The sequence below is a fragment of the Exiguobacterium sp. RIT341 genome, from assembly GCF_000632205.1.
Classification (GTDB): domain Bacteria; phylum Bacillota; class Bacilli; order Exiguobacteriales; family Exiguobacteriaceae; genus Exiguobacterium_A.
On the sequence record NZ_JFYW01000008.1, the window covers coordinates 80,810 to 93,168 of the forward strand.

The following is a 12,359-nucleotide window of genomic DNA, read 5'->3' on the forward strand; positions in this document are numbered from 1 at the left end:
CCTGACAACTCCCTCTTTGGCTCAAAAGGTTTCTTTTCTCTCCATTACTATACACGATTCAACGCGTTTCAGCATTCGTTTCATGATAAGAAAGACTCCCTTTGCGCTAGATTCAGGCAAAGGGAGTCTTTTCATCCTCGTTTGAAGCGTATCGTTCACAAGAAAAATACGTTCCAATGACATTCAAATGGAATCATTTTTCCTGTTGTTTCAAGAGTTGTCCGATCAACCCTGTGCTACGGGAGGCTTCCGTGTTCTCTTCTTGGATCGACAAGTAGACTTCCTTCCGGTGGATGTCGACCTGTCGCGGTGCCTTGATACCGAGCTTGATTTGATCGCCTTCAATCGCAAGAATTGTCAGTTCAATGTCATCACCAATTTGAATCGCTTCTCCCGTCTTTCGTTTGAGTACGAGCATCAGCGACCACCTACTTCCGTCAGGCTGCCGATCAGATGACGATTCGTATAGGTATCGTCTAAGATGATTTGTTTCGCGAGTCGTTGTTTCGTCTCCATGACGAAGGGTGCCCGTAAGTTCGTCGTCGACGTCGTGAACGGATCTCGCAACGTGACCGTCGTATAGACAGCGACTTGCGCTGTATCCTCAATCCCGAGCTGCTCTTTTGCTGCGTCCGGTAACTCGAAGACGTATTCCGGATCAATCCAGAACGGGTTCGTCACGACGAACGCACACTCCGGCTGATCAATCGATTGAAACGACCAGAACGGTACGCCTTCTCCGAGCGGGAGCAGGATGAAGCGCTTTGCGTCCGGAAAACCTGGTAATTCGGACGCGAAAGTAATGATTTCCGTCTCGTCAATCGTGATAGTTCCAAAAAAATCGGTTTCGATTTGCATGTCGTTATCCTTCCCCGTCGAATATGCCACCAACCGGCCACATATTCAATTGATTTTGTTCTTGTAAGAAAATCTCGACCTGTCCGTCTTTTACGGTCAGCTCCGATTGATGCGTTTCGACATCGATCTTCGGACGATTCGCGGTGTAGCTCAATCGGACTTCCGCTGGTGTAAAGGTCGTCTTGACCCGATCGAGACTCCGCGGGATGAATCCGAGTGTCGTCACTTCGGCAGGCGGTGCGTCGTTAACTTTTGCAATCCGCGCGACCGTTCCCCCACCCTGCTCGATTCGCATCAGTTGATCCCCTTCCGATGCTCTCTGCGCGACCGCTTCCTGTCCCTTTTGTCGACCGTAGGCAGCATACTGCCGAACGGACTCGAGCGCAGGAACACGCCCCATCTCGATCCAGGCTTGTGTCGAATCGATCTCAAGACGTGCCGCGACGGTTTCAATCGACAGTTCCCCGCGGGGCTGTTCGATCGAAAGGGAGGCAGGTGTCTGCTTCTGCTCGATTTGCGGACGTGTGATGTTCATCCCGATTCGTGCTGCCGTCTGACGCATTTCAAGATGTGGAAGATTCATCTGCCTTCACCCCTTATCGTAGGAAATCGAGTAACGTCGGTTGAATGATTCGTGCTCCGGCGCTGAGAGCCGCTCGGTGTAATGTTTCGTACGACTTCAGTTCCATGATGACTTTTTCCGCCTCGATGTCTTCGTTATCCGACATGACCGTCTTTGCGATGATTTCCTGATCCTCGAGCCGTGATGTGTTCAAATCCATCCGGTTAACCCGTGCCCCGAGATCCGCACGCGTCTCGACCGTGCCGTTCACCATCTCATCGATATCCTTCAACATACCGGATAAAGCAGCTCCATTATTGTCAGCATTCGTCCCTAGGGCATCGTAGACTTTTTTCAACGTTTGGAACGTTCTCGGTCCAAAGACGCTAAGCGGCGAAATGTTGACTTGGACTTCGATACCGGAAGAGACTTCATATTGAATTGATTCCGTCTCCTTACCTGTCGGATCTCCATCCGTGAAGACACCGTCAACAGGACCTGAAGCACTTGCTAAGTAATCACGCAATCCGTCCATCGAGACGAATTCCGTATCCGTCTTCGTCCCGTTGAAGATCCCTTTTTCATTGTATTTCGTATTCGCGAGCGTCCCGATGTGTTCGATCAATTGACCGACCTCGCTTTGGATTGCTTTACGCTGTGTCGCATCATACGTATCCGTCGCCGCCTGTGTCGTCAACTCACGAATCCGGCTCATCGCCGACGTGACTTCGTTCAGGGCCGAATCCGTCAAGTCCATCCAGCCCGTTGCTTCACTGGCATTTTTCTTGAACTGTTCGACTTCTCGTACTTCCGTCCGGTAACGCACGCCCTGCATCGCGACGACCGGATCATCGGATGGACGCTGAATTTTCTTCCCGCTGATCAATTGCTCTTGGAGCGTGCTCAAGCGCTGATAGCTAGAGGATAAGTGCCCGATATTCGTTTTCGTCAACATCGTTTGTGTTACTCTCATCTATTCATCACCGTCCTACGAGTCCCATACCGTTGATGATTTTATCGAGCATCTCATCGACGGTCGTAATATTTCGTGCTGCTGCATTATAAGCGTGTTGATACTGAATCATCATCGTCATCTCTTCATCGATTGAGACGGCAGACATCGACATACGGCGTTGATCCGCACTCTCCATCAAGACAGCGGCACTCTTCCCGAGGCGCGCGACTTGTTCGGTCGAGACTGCCATGTTGCCGATGACGTTTTGATAGAACGAGCCGATCGTTGTCGTCGTGTTCGACTTCGTAAACGTAATGCTTGTCGTCTTCATCTTCGCTAGTTTCAGCGCTCCTTGACTGTCACCGATGTTTCCGTCCGTCGACGTCGCAATGTTATCGAGACTCGCTTTGATCTCCTTACCGACAGAAATCGTTGCTGCCGTGATGTCGCCACTTGTCGAAGCAAAGAACGCGTTCGATCCCGCTGTCCCGTCTTTTTTCAAGTTCGTCGCGTGCGCGGCGTTGAACGCATCGGCGAAGGTCTTCGCCATCTCATCAAGTTGACTCTCCATCTTGACGTATTCACCGACAGCTTGACCGTTTCGTTCTTGCCCGTACATCTCGATCAATCCTGTCAAACGACCTGTTGAGAAACCGCCTAGCTGATCGAACGTGTAGGTTTGTGTCTCCGATTTGAAGCCTGTGTATAGTCCCTGTTCGTTCGTCGTGAAGGTTAGTGTCCCTGCTTTCGGTAAGTCGGAGTCGACCGCAAGCAGCTTGTCCCCATTCGGAAACTTGATGTTGACGTCAATACGTCCTTCTGCATTGCGTAACGCGTTCCCCATCTTCCCTGTTTCAATCGCCTGAGCGTCTACCGTCACTTTTTCGAAATCGACATATTGAGCAAGTTCATCAAAGTAGCGATCACGTTCATCATAGAGCGCGTTCGGCAAGGTACCGAGCGGTTCGACGACATGGATTTCCGTATTGATGTTATGGATTTTTTGCAAGAGATCATTGACTTTTTTCGTCGAGACATCGATTTCACTTTTTAAGTCTGATTTGACCTGATTGATTGCCTTCGACATGTAATTGAAGGTCTGTGCGAGCGTCTCTGCTTTTTGCCGGACGACACTGCGCGCACCCGAGTCCTGCGGATTCGTCGACAAAGTCTGAAGTGATTCCCAGAATCCGTCGAATGCCTTCGCAAGACCCGTATCCGACGGTTCATTGATGATATCTTCCATCCGTCCGAAAGCCGCTTCCTTCGTGCCGTAATAGGAAACTTTCGTCACTTCATCCCGGTATTGCTTATCGAGCATGATGTCACGAATCCGCTCGATCATTTCTCCACGGACACCCGTTCCGACTTGACCATTTCGGCCAGATCCAAGCGATATCGAAAGCTGTTCTGTCGTTCCCATGACGAGACGCTGACGAGAGAATCCTTCCGTACCGGCGTTCGCAATGTTATTTCCAGTCGATTGCAGGGCCCACTGGTTCGTCGTTAATGCCCGACGTCCTGTCTCAAGCCCCATGAAAGTCGATCCCATCCGTATTCCTCCTTACGCGTTTCGGTTAAAGTGTGTCTGGTTCAGTGCGGACTGACCATATGTGAAGTCGTCTGCTTCTGGAATCAAAAGTTGGAGATGCCAATCCAAATAGTGCAACGATTGCTCGAGCAGCTCTGCGTTCAGTGCATTCAGCTGCCGCAACTGACCGATCGTCTGCAACAATGTCCGGAGTGAGTCGATATCTTCCGGGTGCGTCGCGATCCATTCGGTCATCGTAACGCTACCCATGAGTGCAAGTCGCTCTTGCTCTAATGCTTCAATCCGCTTGATATGTACCGGTTCTTCCTTGACGATTTCAGACAAGCGACGCATGTCGTTTGCAATCAAGACGTGCTTCTTTTCTTCTGCGAGCGCGAGCAATTGAGCGTGCGCCTCGTTGAGTTGATTGATGAGTTGCATTCGGTTTCTCCTTCCGAATTAAAAAGGTTCCATTCATATAAAAAACGACCCGCGCATCCGTGCCCCGAGTCGCCTCCATTTTCTACGATGTTCCGCTTACAGGTTCAAGAAACGTTCCGCGATTTTTTTCGCGTCCGGTTTATAGGTTCCATCCTGGATCGCCTGCTTGAGGGATTCAATCTTTTCAGTCCGTGACGTCTGTGTCTCATTAAAACGCGCGCGCGCTTCTGTTGAGATACTGACTTCGTCCGGACGGTTCGTGCGTTGGTTTTTTGTTCCTTCTACTGATTGAGTTCTTTCGTACGTTTTGGGCATGTTCACCCATTTCGTAGAATCAATTCGCATGTGAACACCTGCTTTCTAGACTACAAGATTCTTAGTTCAAGTCCGATACGTCCTTGGTTTCGAAGAGTCAGAAGAGTCAAGCATCGCCTGGGCGAGGTCACGTCGTAAACGATCACGACATGCGGCACAAATCGTGCCTTCACGGGAGGGCTTCCCGCAATTCTCACACATGATTTCCATTTGGGAAATCTCGGAGATCAATAAGCGCCCTTCCTTGATGTAACGGAAGACGGTATCTCGACTGACACCCGTTCCGATCTCGACATCTTTAGGTGAAGTCCGGATTTTTCGTCGTTCTCGCAGAAATTCGCGCACCTTCTCAAAATCCGTATGATCCTTTCGTATGCAATCAATACACAGTTCTGAAGATTGACGCACGACTAACTTTCCGCAAGATTTACAATTGATGACATCCATTTCTTTCACCTCATATAGAGTATCGGCAGGATTGTCGCTTTCTTAAACACTTCGAAATAAAGTTACAGCAGAAATTTCTTTTGCGCCTGCCTCCTTCAGTCGAAACATTGCCTGCCGAAGAGTCACACCTGTCGTGTAGACGTCATCGACGAGCACAATGTTCTTCCCTTTGACGTCATTTGTCACGCAAAACGGATTACTTCGCGCAAGCCGAGCCTGTCGTCCTGCCTTACTTTGGGCAGGACCCTCCAAACGACTCAAATACGGCGCGATTTTCCCACGCATCTGGCGTGCGATCAACTCCGCTTGATTGAAACGACGGTCTGCGAGACGCTCGGTGCTTAACGGTATCGGAACAAGAACAGCTTGTTTGATTTTTACCTTCTTCAAGTCATCGGTAAACATCTCAAGCAACGCAGTATCTCCGAGAAACTTGAACCGACGCATGAATTCCTTGGCTGCATCATTGTACAGATAAAGAGGTGTCGTCTGGAGGGGCAGCCCTTGCTGCCGCCACGCCGTACAATCTGAACAGCATGGCGAACCCGGCTTTCCACAATCGACGCATTCCCCTCTTTTTACAAACTTTATTTTACAGGTCGGACAGGTCACTTGCCTAGTCCAGAGATTTCCGAGTTCCCAACTAGGTAGATAGACCTCTTGACAGAATAAACATCGATTCATGGTTGCACGGCATTCGCTTTTTTAATGTGATGGATCGCTTCATACATCGCATCACTTCGGTCATTGGCGCAAAATAAAATGTCACCATCCGGATACGCCGACGATCGTCCGACACGTCCGCTGATTTGAATCAAGGCTGCCGTACTGAATCCTTGATCGGCATCAAGAATCGCAACCTGGACGTTTTCGATCGTCACACCCCGCTCTAGAATCGTCGTTGTCAGTAAGATTCCTGTCGACTGTCGAAAGTGTCGGACCTTCTCGACTCGTTCTGAATCCGCGGCATGGACCGTCTCGACGGTATAGCCTGCATCTGCGAATCGGTTCTGCCATCGCTCAAGCTCCGCAATACGCGAGACGAACACGAGCCGTGGTACAGCAGCATGACGCGCCAACCAATCGAATACGTTCTGTTCGGTATAAGGTACGACGAGCTTTGGTACCGGTAACGGATACCCGTGATAGCGCCGCATCAGTCGGACTATCGGAAAGCGTCGATGCCAAAACGAAGGGGTGGCGCTTAATAAAATCAAGGCAGCGTCTTTCGTCATCGCTCGTTTGACGTACCGGTGCAACGTCCGGTCCATCCGGTAAGGGAAGGCATCGACCTCATCCAAGAAGACGACATCGAAACAATGCCGGTAATGAATCAATTGGTGTGTCGTACTGACCGTGATGTCACCTAACTCGAGACGCTCCGACGAACCACCGTATAAAGAGACAATAGACGTATTTGCGAATGCTCGCTTCAAATGCCCTGTCAATTCCCGGACGACATCTGCCCGAGGTGCTGCGACAAGAACACGTCGTCCGTTTGTAAGCGCATCGGCGATTCCTGGAAAGAGCATCGGCGTTTTTCCGGCACCACACACGGCATGGACAAGAAGTCGTTTCGGACGCAAGACGGTCTGCTGGATTGCTTGTGCGATGCGCAGTTGCGCCGGCGTCAACAACAATGGTCCGTGTTGCGACGGGATCACTGGATCAAGCGCCTCCAAATCCGTCACGAGCCTCCCGCAGCTTCGCAATTTGCCATAAGCGAGACATTTTCGACAATAATAACAGGCTTTTCCACATGTACAGGCACCTCGTACTGGTAGTGCGCCACACCGTTGACAACGCCATGTTACGGCTGGCATGTATCGATATGTTTCGTTTGGTGTATCTATCCATTCAGCAGGTACGAGTCGTCCTCGAAGATCCATCATCATGACCTCTCCTTTCTGTGACGTTCCTTTCTCGCATATGCCTGGTATCTCCTTGTCCGCATTCGTTCCTGCTCCATCGCTTTTTTCCTCAGTCAATTTAAGAAAATAGTGTATGTTATGTCTCTAAAAGTTGTCGTAAGTAGAATCATTCATGAAAATCGAGGATTTTGACAAAACAAAAGCAACAGGTATTCTCAACGTAAGAGAATTCCTGCTGCTCATCTGTTTTATCGGTTATGTTGTTCATTCCGCTGCATGATACCACGTGATCCCAATTGCACCAGGTCCGAGGTGTGTCCCGATGACGGGTCCGAAGAAGCTCATCTCGATGCGTGCCTGCGGGAAAAGTGCCGTTAGTCCGGCAATTTCTGCTTCTGCTTTCATAGAATCCTCCGCATGGATGACACCGATGACATATCCTGCTCCGTCCCCTTTGATGTCTTCCTTCATCATTTCTTCGATTCGATTGACCGCTCGCTTGAACGTTCGGATTTTTTCGAACGGAACGATTTTCCCGTCGATGAAGTGAAGGACCGGTTTTATCTTCAGAAACGAGCCGACGAATGCCTGTGCGACACTCAAACGTCCACCACGCTGAAGGTGGGCTAGATCGTCGACGACGAAGTAGGCTCGAATCTGTTTTTTTAATGTCTCCAGACGATTAACGATCGTCTCTGCCGTCGCTCCTGCATCTCGCAAACGAACGGCTTCTTGGACGAGAAACGCTTGCGGCATACAGGAAATACGTGAATCGATTGGATGAACGTTGACATGCTCCACCATCATGTTGATCGTATGTAACGCTTGATACGTTCCACTGATCCCACTCGATAGTGTGATACCGATGATATCCGTTCCTTCCGGCAATTGCTCGAACGACGCAACGAGATCACCGATGTTCGGTTGTGATGTCGTCGGGAGGCTGCCCGTCTGGATGCGTTTATAAAATTCAGCTACTGAGATGTCAAACCCTTCTCGATAGGCGTCACCGTCGAAGATGACACTAAGTGGTGCGACGTGCACTTGATGTTCTTCACAATAGGTAGTTGGCAGATAGGCTGTGCTATCCGTTAAGATCACAATCTGGCTCATCCGTGAATTTCCTCGCTTTTATAGTTCCGTCGTGACGCTGCCGAATGTGACACGCCACAATCGTTTTTAAGTGTAGCATTTTTCCTTGGATAAAAAAAGAAAGACGGGAGCCCCGGCTCCTGTCTTTCGAGATGTTAGACGACGACCCATCCACGGCGGATTGATTCGACGACGGCACCAGTACGGTCCGGTACATTCATCTTCCGAAGGATCGATGAGACGTGGTTCTTAACCGTCTTTTCACTGATGTATAATGTATCGCTGATCGCGCGGTTTGAGAAGCCGTCCGCCAGTAACTGTAAGACTTCGCATTCGCGACGTGTTAGAACGTGGAGCGGTGCTTCCGCGACTCGTTTTTCAACAGGCTGTGATGCCATCGTTTGTTTCATCTTCATCAAACGACGATATTCCTGTAACAAGTTCGGTGTGACCTTCGGATGGACGTAGCCACCTTCGCGGTATACGGAACGAATCGCATTGACGAGCTCATCGGTTGCCATTTCTTTTAAGAGATAACCGACCGCGCCTGCACCGAGTGCATGCATGACATATGTCTCATCATCATGAATCGATAAGATGATGACACGGACGTCCGGATAGACTTCCATCAGACGTTTTGTTGCTTCGACACCATTGACTTGCGGCATGTTGATATCCATTAAGACGATATCCGGTTGGTGGGTTTCGACGAGCGAGATGACTTCCGCTCCACTTTCCCCCTCCGCTACGACGACGAACTCTTCTTCGAAATCAAGAATTCGTTTAACGCCTTCGCGGAATAACTGATGATCGTCGACGATGACTACTTTCACTTGCTCGTTGTTCACAGTGTTTCCCCTCTCGCTTCGGATTCCTCGATTGGAATCTTTACCTTGATGACCGTACCTTTTCCGGGTTGCGTCTCGATTTCGAATTCACCATCGATCAATTCGATCCGTTCACGCATACCGACGAGTCCGAATGACTCGTCACACGACGCGACGATGGAATCAAAATCAAATCCAACGCCATTATCCTTTACATGGATTCGTACGGAATGTTGATATTGTTCTATGATAATACGAATGTCACTCGCTTTGGAATGCTTAACTGCATTTTGAACGGCTTCTTGCACGATTCGGAAAACGGCGACTTCATACGTCGAATCGATTCGTTCACCGCCTCCAAGATAGTTGAAGTGAACCGGAATATTCGAAATTTCTTGAATATGACGAAGATAACGTTCGAGCGTCGGAACGAATCCGAGATCGTCAAGCGTCATCGGACGTAAATCGTATATGATACGACGGATATCAGCAAGCCCATCCCGAATCAACGTCCGTAAACGGTGAATCTCTTCAAAGGCTGCCTCTGCCCCATTGTGCTGGTGAATCTTTTCAATCAAATCTGCCCGGATCAAGACATGGGCAAGCGTCTGTGCCGGACCATCATGCATATCGCGCGACAGCCGGCGGCGTTCATTTTCGGCGGACTGGAAGACTTTTAGACCCATCTCCTGCTTTTGCATCGCCTTTTCATATTTTTCATTCATCATCTGCATATCGTCCGTCAAGAAGTTCAAGACGACCGAGACACGTCCAATCAATTGATCTGCTCGTTCTATCGTCTCATCGAGCTGAATCAGTCGGCGCTCGAGCTCATCACGTCGTTTTCGGCAATTCATCTCGTCTCGTTGATTGATGAACGATTCGAGCTGCAACGCATTTGCAGTCTCATAGGCCGACCGGACATCCTGTTCCGAGTAGCTGTCGAAGTTCTTACTGACGACGACGAGTCGCGCCTTCGCATCCTTGATGTGCCGTTCAAGTCGTTCTGCTTCTTTTATATAGTCGTGCACCCGAATCTTCAGGTCGCGTAGTTCTTGCTGAATTTCGGCATACTGTTCGCGAGAACTTTCCGTAATCCGGACGATTTCTTCCCGACTCTCTTCTACGACGCCGATGATGTTCTGTACGATATCATTCAAGGATAGCCGCTCCCTCATCTCATTCGTCATGGTACTCCCTCCATTCCTTGCCAGTCGTCTACGGTTGTCTCTCTCTTGGAACGTCGTTATGCTAGAAAGAACTAGTTAACGAGGAGGACATTTTTGATTATGACATTATCTAATTATTATACAGTAAAAGAAAACGGTTTCCACGAAATCATTATCCAAAAGTCACGATTCATTACCTATTTAGCGCGTGCAACGACGGAAGAACAAGCCCAGGCGTTCATTTCCGAGCTGAAAAAAAAACACCACGATGCGAACCATAATTGTTCCGCCTACGTCATCGGTGAACGCAATGAGATCCAAAAAGCGAATGATGACGGTGAACCGAGCGGAACGGCCGGTGTTCCAATGCTTGAAGTATTGAAAAAGCGAGACTTACGCGATACGGTCGTTGTCGTGACACGATATTTCGGCGGTATCAAGCTGGGTGGCGGTGGATTGATCCGCGCTTATGGTTCGAGCGTTTCTGAAGCACTGAACGCAGTCGGCGTCGTCGAACGGATCGAACATACTGTCGTCTCCGTCACCGTCGATTATACATGGCTTGGAAAACTCGAGAACGAACTGCGGGCAAGCGTCCATCCAATTGATCAGATCCATTACCTCGATCAAGTCCAGATCGACGTCCTCGTCAAGACAGCCGATGTTCCGGATTTTCTCGACTGGATGACGAATATGACGAATGGTCAAGCTGAGTTGTCAAGCGGCTCTACACGCTACCTCGAACGTGACATTATTTCTTGAACTGCTATACTGATTGTAAAGAATTTTAAAGTTTTTCAAAAATTCAGATAAAGTTAGGGGTTAATGAACGTGGAAGAGCGAACCCGAAGCAATAAAAAAAAGATAAAGAAAAAACGTTCTTGGTTCAAAGTGTTCGTGATCAGTTTTCTTATCGTGCTTATTGGCGGAGGGGCGACCTTCGCGTATGTCGCGTACAAGACATTTCAGACCGCAAACGACTCAAAAGTCGATTTAGCTCGTGGGGACAAGTCTGAGAAACGAAAAGCTGCGATTGATTTGACGAAAGACCACTTTTCTGTCTTGCTTGTCGGAACGGATGAACGACCTGGCGATACCTCCTCACGTGCTGACACGATGATCGTCGCGACATTCAACAAGAATGATCAGACGGTCGATATGGTCAGTATTCCTCGTGATTCACTTGTCCAGATTCCTTCGGTTGGTTATGAAGATAAGATCAACCATTCCTATGCCTTCGGTGGCATCGATTCAACGATTGAAACCGTCGAGACATTACTTGATATCCCCATCGACTATTATGCCTCGATCAACTTCAACGGTGTCGTCGCGATCGTTGACGCCTTAGGTGGCATCGATGTCGACGTCAAATTACCAATCGATACGCTCGACTCATCCGATAAGCGCAATGGCGTCAAATTGGAGCCGGGGAAACAAACGTTGAACGGGGAGGAAGCACTCGCTTATGCCCGAATGCGTTATCAAGATCCTGAAGGTGATATCGGTCGAACAAAACGCCAACAACAAATCGTCGAAGCGATCGTCGATCAATCCACCTCATTCGGTTCCATCACGAAATTGAACAGTCTGATGGATGCGACCGGTGATAACTTCAAAACGAACATGTCGTTGACGGAAGCATTCCAATTGCAACCATTCATCAAAAAAATCGGTTCGATCAACCGGATTGATTTAAAAGGAACAGATACGAAAATCAACGGTGTCTACTACTACCAAATTGATCCGACTTCACTTGCGGATGCAAAAACGACGTTGAAGGAACAGCTCAATCTACCGACTGATGAGACAACGGACGGCACGACGACGGAGGCTGCAGATGATTCGGTCACTTCAACCAACTGATCATACGTCACTATTAGACGTTCAGCGCCGCGCTTACAAGATTGAAGCACGATTACTCGAAACTGCTGATTTCCCGCCATTACGCGAAACGATTGATGACATCAACATAGAGGCACCGACTGGTTTTGTTTATGTTATCGACGATAACATCACTGGTGCTGTCACGGTTGACGCTCTGACAATCACCCGTCTCGTCGTTGATCCGGCATACTTCCGGCAAGGGATTGCACAATCTTTGTTGCAACATCTATTCGAACACAGTCACGTAAAACATGTCATGACCGGTGCGCGTAATCTTCCCGCGCTCGCTCTTTATGCTCGCTTCGGCTTCACGGAAGTTCGACGCGTATTCCGCGATGAGATTGAACTCGTCTTCTTGACGCGCATGTGACGTCTAATAACAAAGCAGCAGTGGACATTTGTCCGCT

At 49.1% G+C, this 12,359-nt stretch carries 16 protein-coding genes; 3 read left to right on the forward strand and 13 right to left on the reverse strand.

What is annotated here, in order from left to right:
• Window positions 1–193: 193 nt before the first annotated feature.
• From csrA to BW42_RS09470, 13 genes are all read right to left on the reverse strand, one after another.
• Window positions 194–418 (reverse strand): carbon storage regulator CsrA, encoded by a 225-nt coding sequence (csrA, locus tag BW42_RS09410; RefSeq protein WP_035410102.1) that lies wholly within the window; start codon window positions 416–418, stop codon window positions 194–196.
• A complete protein-coding gene (gene fliW / locus BW42_RS09415; protein WP_035410105.1) occupies window positions 418–858 on the reverse strand; it encodes a flagellar assembly protein FliW in 441 nt (146 codons plus the stop codon). Before fliW ends, csrA begins: the two co-directional genes overlap by 1 nt.
• 4 nt (window positions 859–862) lie before the next feature.
• A complete protein-coding gene (locus tag BW42_RS09420) occupies window positions 863–1,441 on the reverse strand; it encodes a DUF6470 family protein (RefSeq protein WP_035410108.1) in 579 nt (192 codons plus the stop codon).
• Window positions 1,442–1,454: 13 nt separating this feature from the next.
• Entirely contained in the window at window positions 1,455–2,393 is a 939-nt protein-coding gene (flgL, locus tag BW42_RS09425) for a flagellar hook-associated protein FlgL (protein WP_035410110.1), read from the reverse strand.
• A 7-nt stretch (window positions 2,394–2,400) separates the two neighbouring features.
• The gene (gene flgK / locus BW42_RS09430) at window positions 2,401–3,927 is read right to left on the reverse strand and encodes a flagellar hook-associated protein FlgK (protein WP_035410112.1); all 1,527 of its coding nucleotides are present in this window, start codon (window positions 3,925–3,927) and stop codon (window positions 2,401–2,403) included.
• A 12-nt stretch (window positions 3,928–3,939) separates the two neighbouring features.
• Window positions 3,940–4,347 carry a flagellar protein FlgN gene (locus tag BW42_RS09435; RefSeq protein WP_035410115.1) on the reverse strand — a complete coding sequence of 136 codons (408 nt, stop codon included), beginning with the start codon at window positions 4,345–4,347 and terminating at the stop codon, window positions 3,940–3,942.
• Window positions 4,348–4,443: 96 nt separating this feature from the next.
• Entirely contained in the window at window positions 4,444–4,692 is a 249-nt protein-coding gene (flgM, locus tag BW42_RS09440) for a flagellar biosynthesis anti-sigma factor FlgM (RefSeq protein WP_035410118.1), read from the reverse strand.
• A 36-nt stretch (window positions 4,693–4,728) separates the two neighbouring features.
• Window positions 4,729–5,007 (reverse strand): hypothetical protein, encoded by a 279-nt coding sequence (locus BW42_RS09445; protein WP_155960182.1) that lies wholly within the window; start codon window positions 5,005–5,007, stop codon window positions 4,729–4,731.
• Between the two features lie 144 nt (window positions 5,008–5,151).
• Window positions 5,152–5,556: a ComF family protein gene (locus tag BW42_RS16590; protein ID WP_231496900.1), complete on the reverse strand. Its 405-nt coding sequence runs from the start codon at window positions 5,554–5,556 to the stop codon at window positions 5,152–5,154.
• A gap of 233 nt (window positions 5,557–5,789) precedes the next feature.
• Window positions 5,790–7,001: a helicase-related protein gene (locus BW42_RS09455; protein WP_197026232.1), complete on the reverse strand. Its 1,212-nt coding sequence runs from the start codon at window positions 6,999–7,001 to the stop codon at window positions 5,790–5,792.
• A gap of 243 nt (window positions 7,002–7,244) precedes the next feature.
• Window positions 7,245–8,093 carry a DegV family protein gene (locus tag BW42_RS09460; protein WP_035410128.1) on the reverse strand — a complete coding sequence of 283 codons (849 nt, stop codon included), beginning with the start codon at window positions 8,091–8,093 and terminating at the stop codon, window positions 7,245–7,247.
• Between the two features lie 134 nt (window positions 8,094–8,227).
• On the reverse strand, window positions 8,228–8,920 hold the full coding sequence (locus BW42_RS09465; protein ID WP_029342537.1) for a response regulator transcription factor: 693 nt from the start codon (window positions 8,918–8,920) through the stop codon (window positions 8,228–8,230).
• Window positions 8,917–10,089, reverse strand: coding sequence for a sensor histidine kinase (locus tag BW42_RS09470; protein ID WP_035410131.1), 1,173 nt, complete (start codon window positions 10,087–10,089; stop codon window positions 8,917–8,919). The genes BW42_RS09465 and BW42_RS09470 overlap by 4 nt, the downstream gene beginning before the upstream one ends.
• A gap of 99 nt (window positions 10,090–10,188) precedes the next feature.
• Here BW42_RS09470 and BW42_RS09475 point away from each other — a divergent pair, with 99 nt between their 5' ends.
• From BW42_RS09475 to BW42_RS09485, 3 genes are all read left to right on the forward strand, one after another.
• Complete coding sequence (locus BW42_RS09475; protein WP_035410134.1) at window positions 10,189–10,830, forward strand: YigZ family protein; 642 nt, start codon at window positions 10,189–10,191, stop codon at window positions 10,828–10,830.
• Between the two features lie 69 nt (window positions 10,831–10,899).
• On the forward strand, window positions 10,900–11,931 hold the full coding sequence (locus BW42_RS09480) for an LCP family protein (RefSeq protein WP_035410136.1): 1,032 nt from the start codon (window positions 10,900–10,902) through the stop codon (window positions 11,929–11,931).
• The gene (locus BW42_RS09485) at window positions 11,906–12,322 is read left to right on the forward strand and encodes a GNAT family N-acetyltransferase (RefSeq protein ID WP_035410139.1); all 417 of its coding nucleotides are present in this window, start codon (window positions 11,906–11,908) and stop codon (window positions 12,320–12,322) included. The genes BW42_RS09480 and BW42_RS09485 overlap by 26 nt, the downstream gene beginning before the upstream one ends.
• The last annotated feature ends 37 nt before the right edge of the window (window positions 12,323–12,359 follow it).

What these genes read in the sequence shown, in the direction of transcription:
- csrA (WP_035410102.1), bottom strand. Translation starts at nt 418, where the DNA reads ATGCTCGTACTCAAACGAAAGACGGGAGAAGCGATTCAAATTGGTGAT.
- fliW (WP_035410105.1), bottom strand. Translation starts at nt 858, where the DNA reads ATGCAAATCGAAACCGATTTTTTTGGAACTATCACGATTGACGAGACG.
- BW42_RS09420 (WP_035410108.1), bottom strand. Translation starts at nt 1,441, where the DNA reads ATGAATCTTCCACATCTTGAAATGCGTCAGACGGCAGCACGAATCGGG.
- flgL (WP_035410110.1), bottom strand. Translation starts at nt 2,393, where the DNA reads ATGAGAGTAACACAAACGATGTTGACGAAAACGAATATCGGGCACTTA.
- flgK (WP_035410112.1), bottom strand. Translation starts at nt 3,927, where the DNA reads ATGGGATCGACTTTCATGGGGCTTGAGACAGGACGTCGGGCATTAACG.
- BW42_RS09435 (WP_035410115.1), bottom strand. Translation starts at nt 4,347, where the DNA reads ATGCAACTCATCAATCAACTCAACGAGGCGCACGCTCAATTGCTCGCG.
- flgM (WP_035410118.1), bottom strand. Translation starts at nt 4,692, where the DNA reads ATGCGAATTGATTCTACGAAATGGGTGAACATGCCCAAAACGTACGAA.
- BW42_RS16590 (WP_231496900.1), bottom strand. Translation starts at nt 5,556, where the DNA reads ATGCGTCGGTTCAAGTTTCTCGGAGATACTGCGTTGCTTGAGATGTTT.
- BW42_RS09455 (WP_197026232.1), bottom strand. Translation starts at nt 7,001, where the DNA reads ATGATGGATCTTCGAGGACGACTCGTACCTGCTGAATGGATAGATACA.
- BW42_RS09460 (WP_035410128.1), bottom strand. Translation starts at nt 8,093, where the DNA reads ATGAGCCAGATTGTGATCTTAACGGATAGCACAGCCTATCTGCCAACT.
- BW42_RS09470 (WP_035410131.1), bottom strand. Translation starts at nt 10,089, where the DNA reads ATGACGAATGAGATGAGGGAGCGGCTATCCTTGAATGATATCGTACAG.
- BW42_RS09475 (WP_035410134.1), top strand. Translation starts at nt 10,189, where the DNA reads ATGACATTATCTAATTATTATACAGTAAAAGAAAACGGTTTCCACGAA.
- BW42_RS09485 (WP_035410139.1), top strand. Translation starts at nt 11,906, where the DNA reads ATGATTCGGTCACTTCAACCAACTGATCATACGTCACTATTAGACGTT.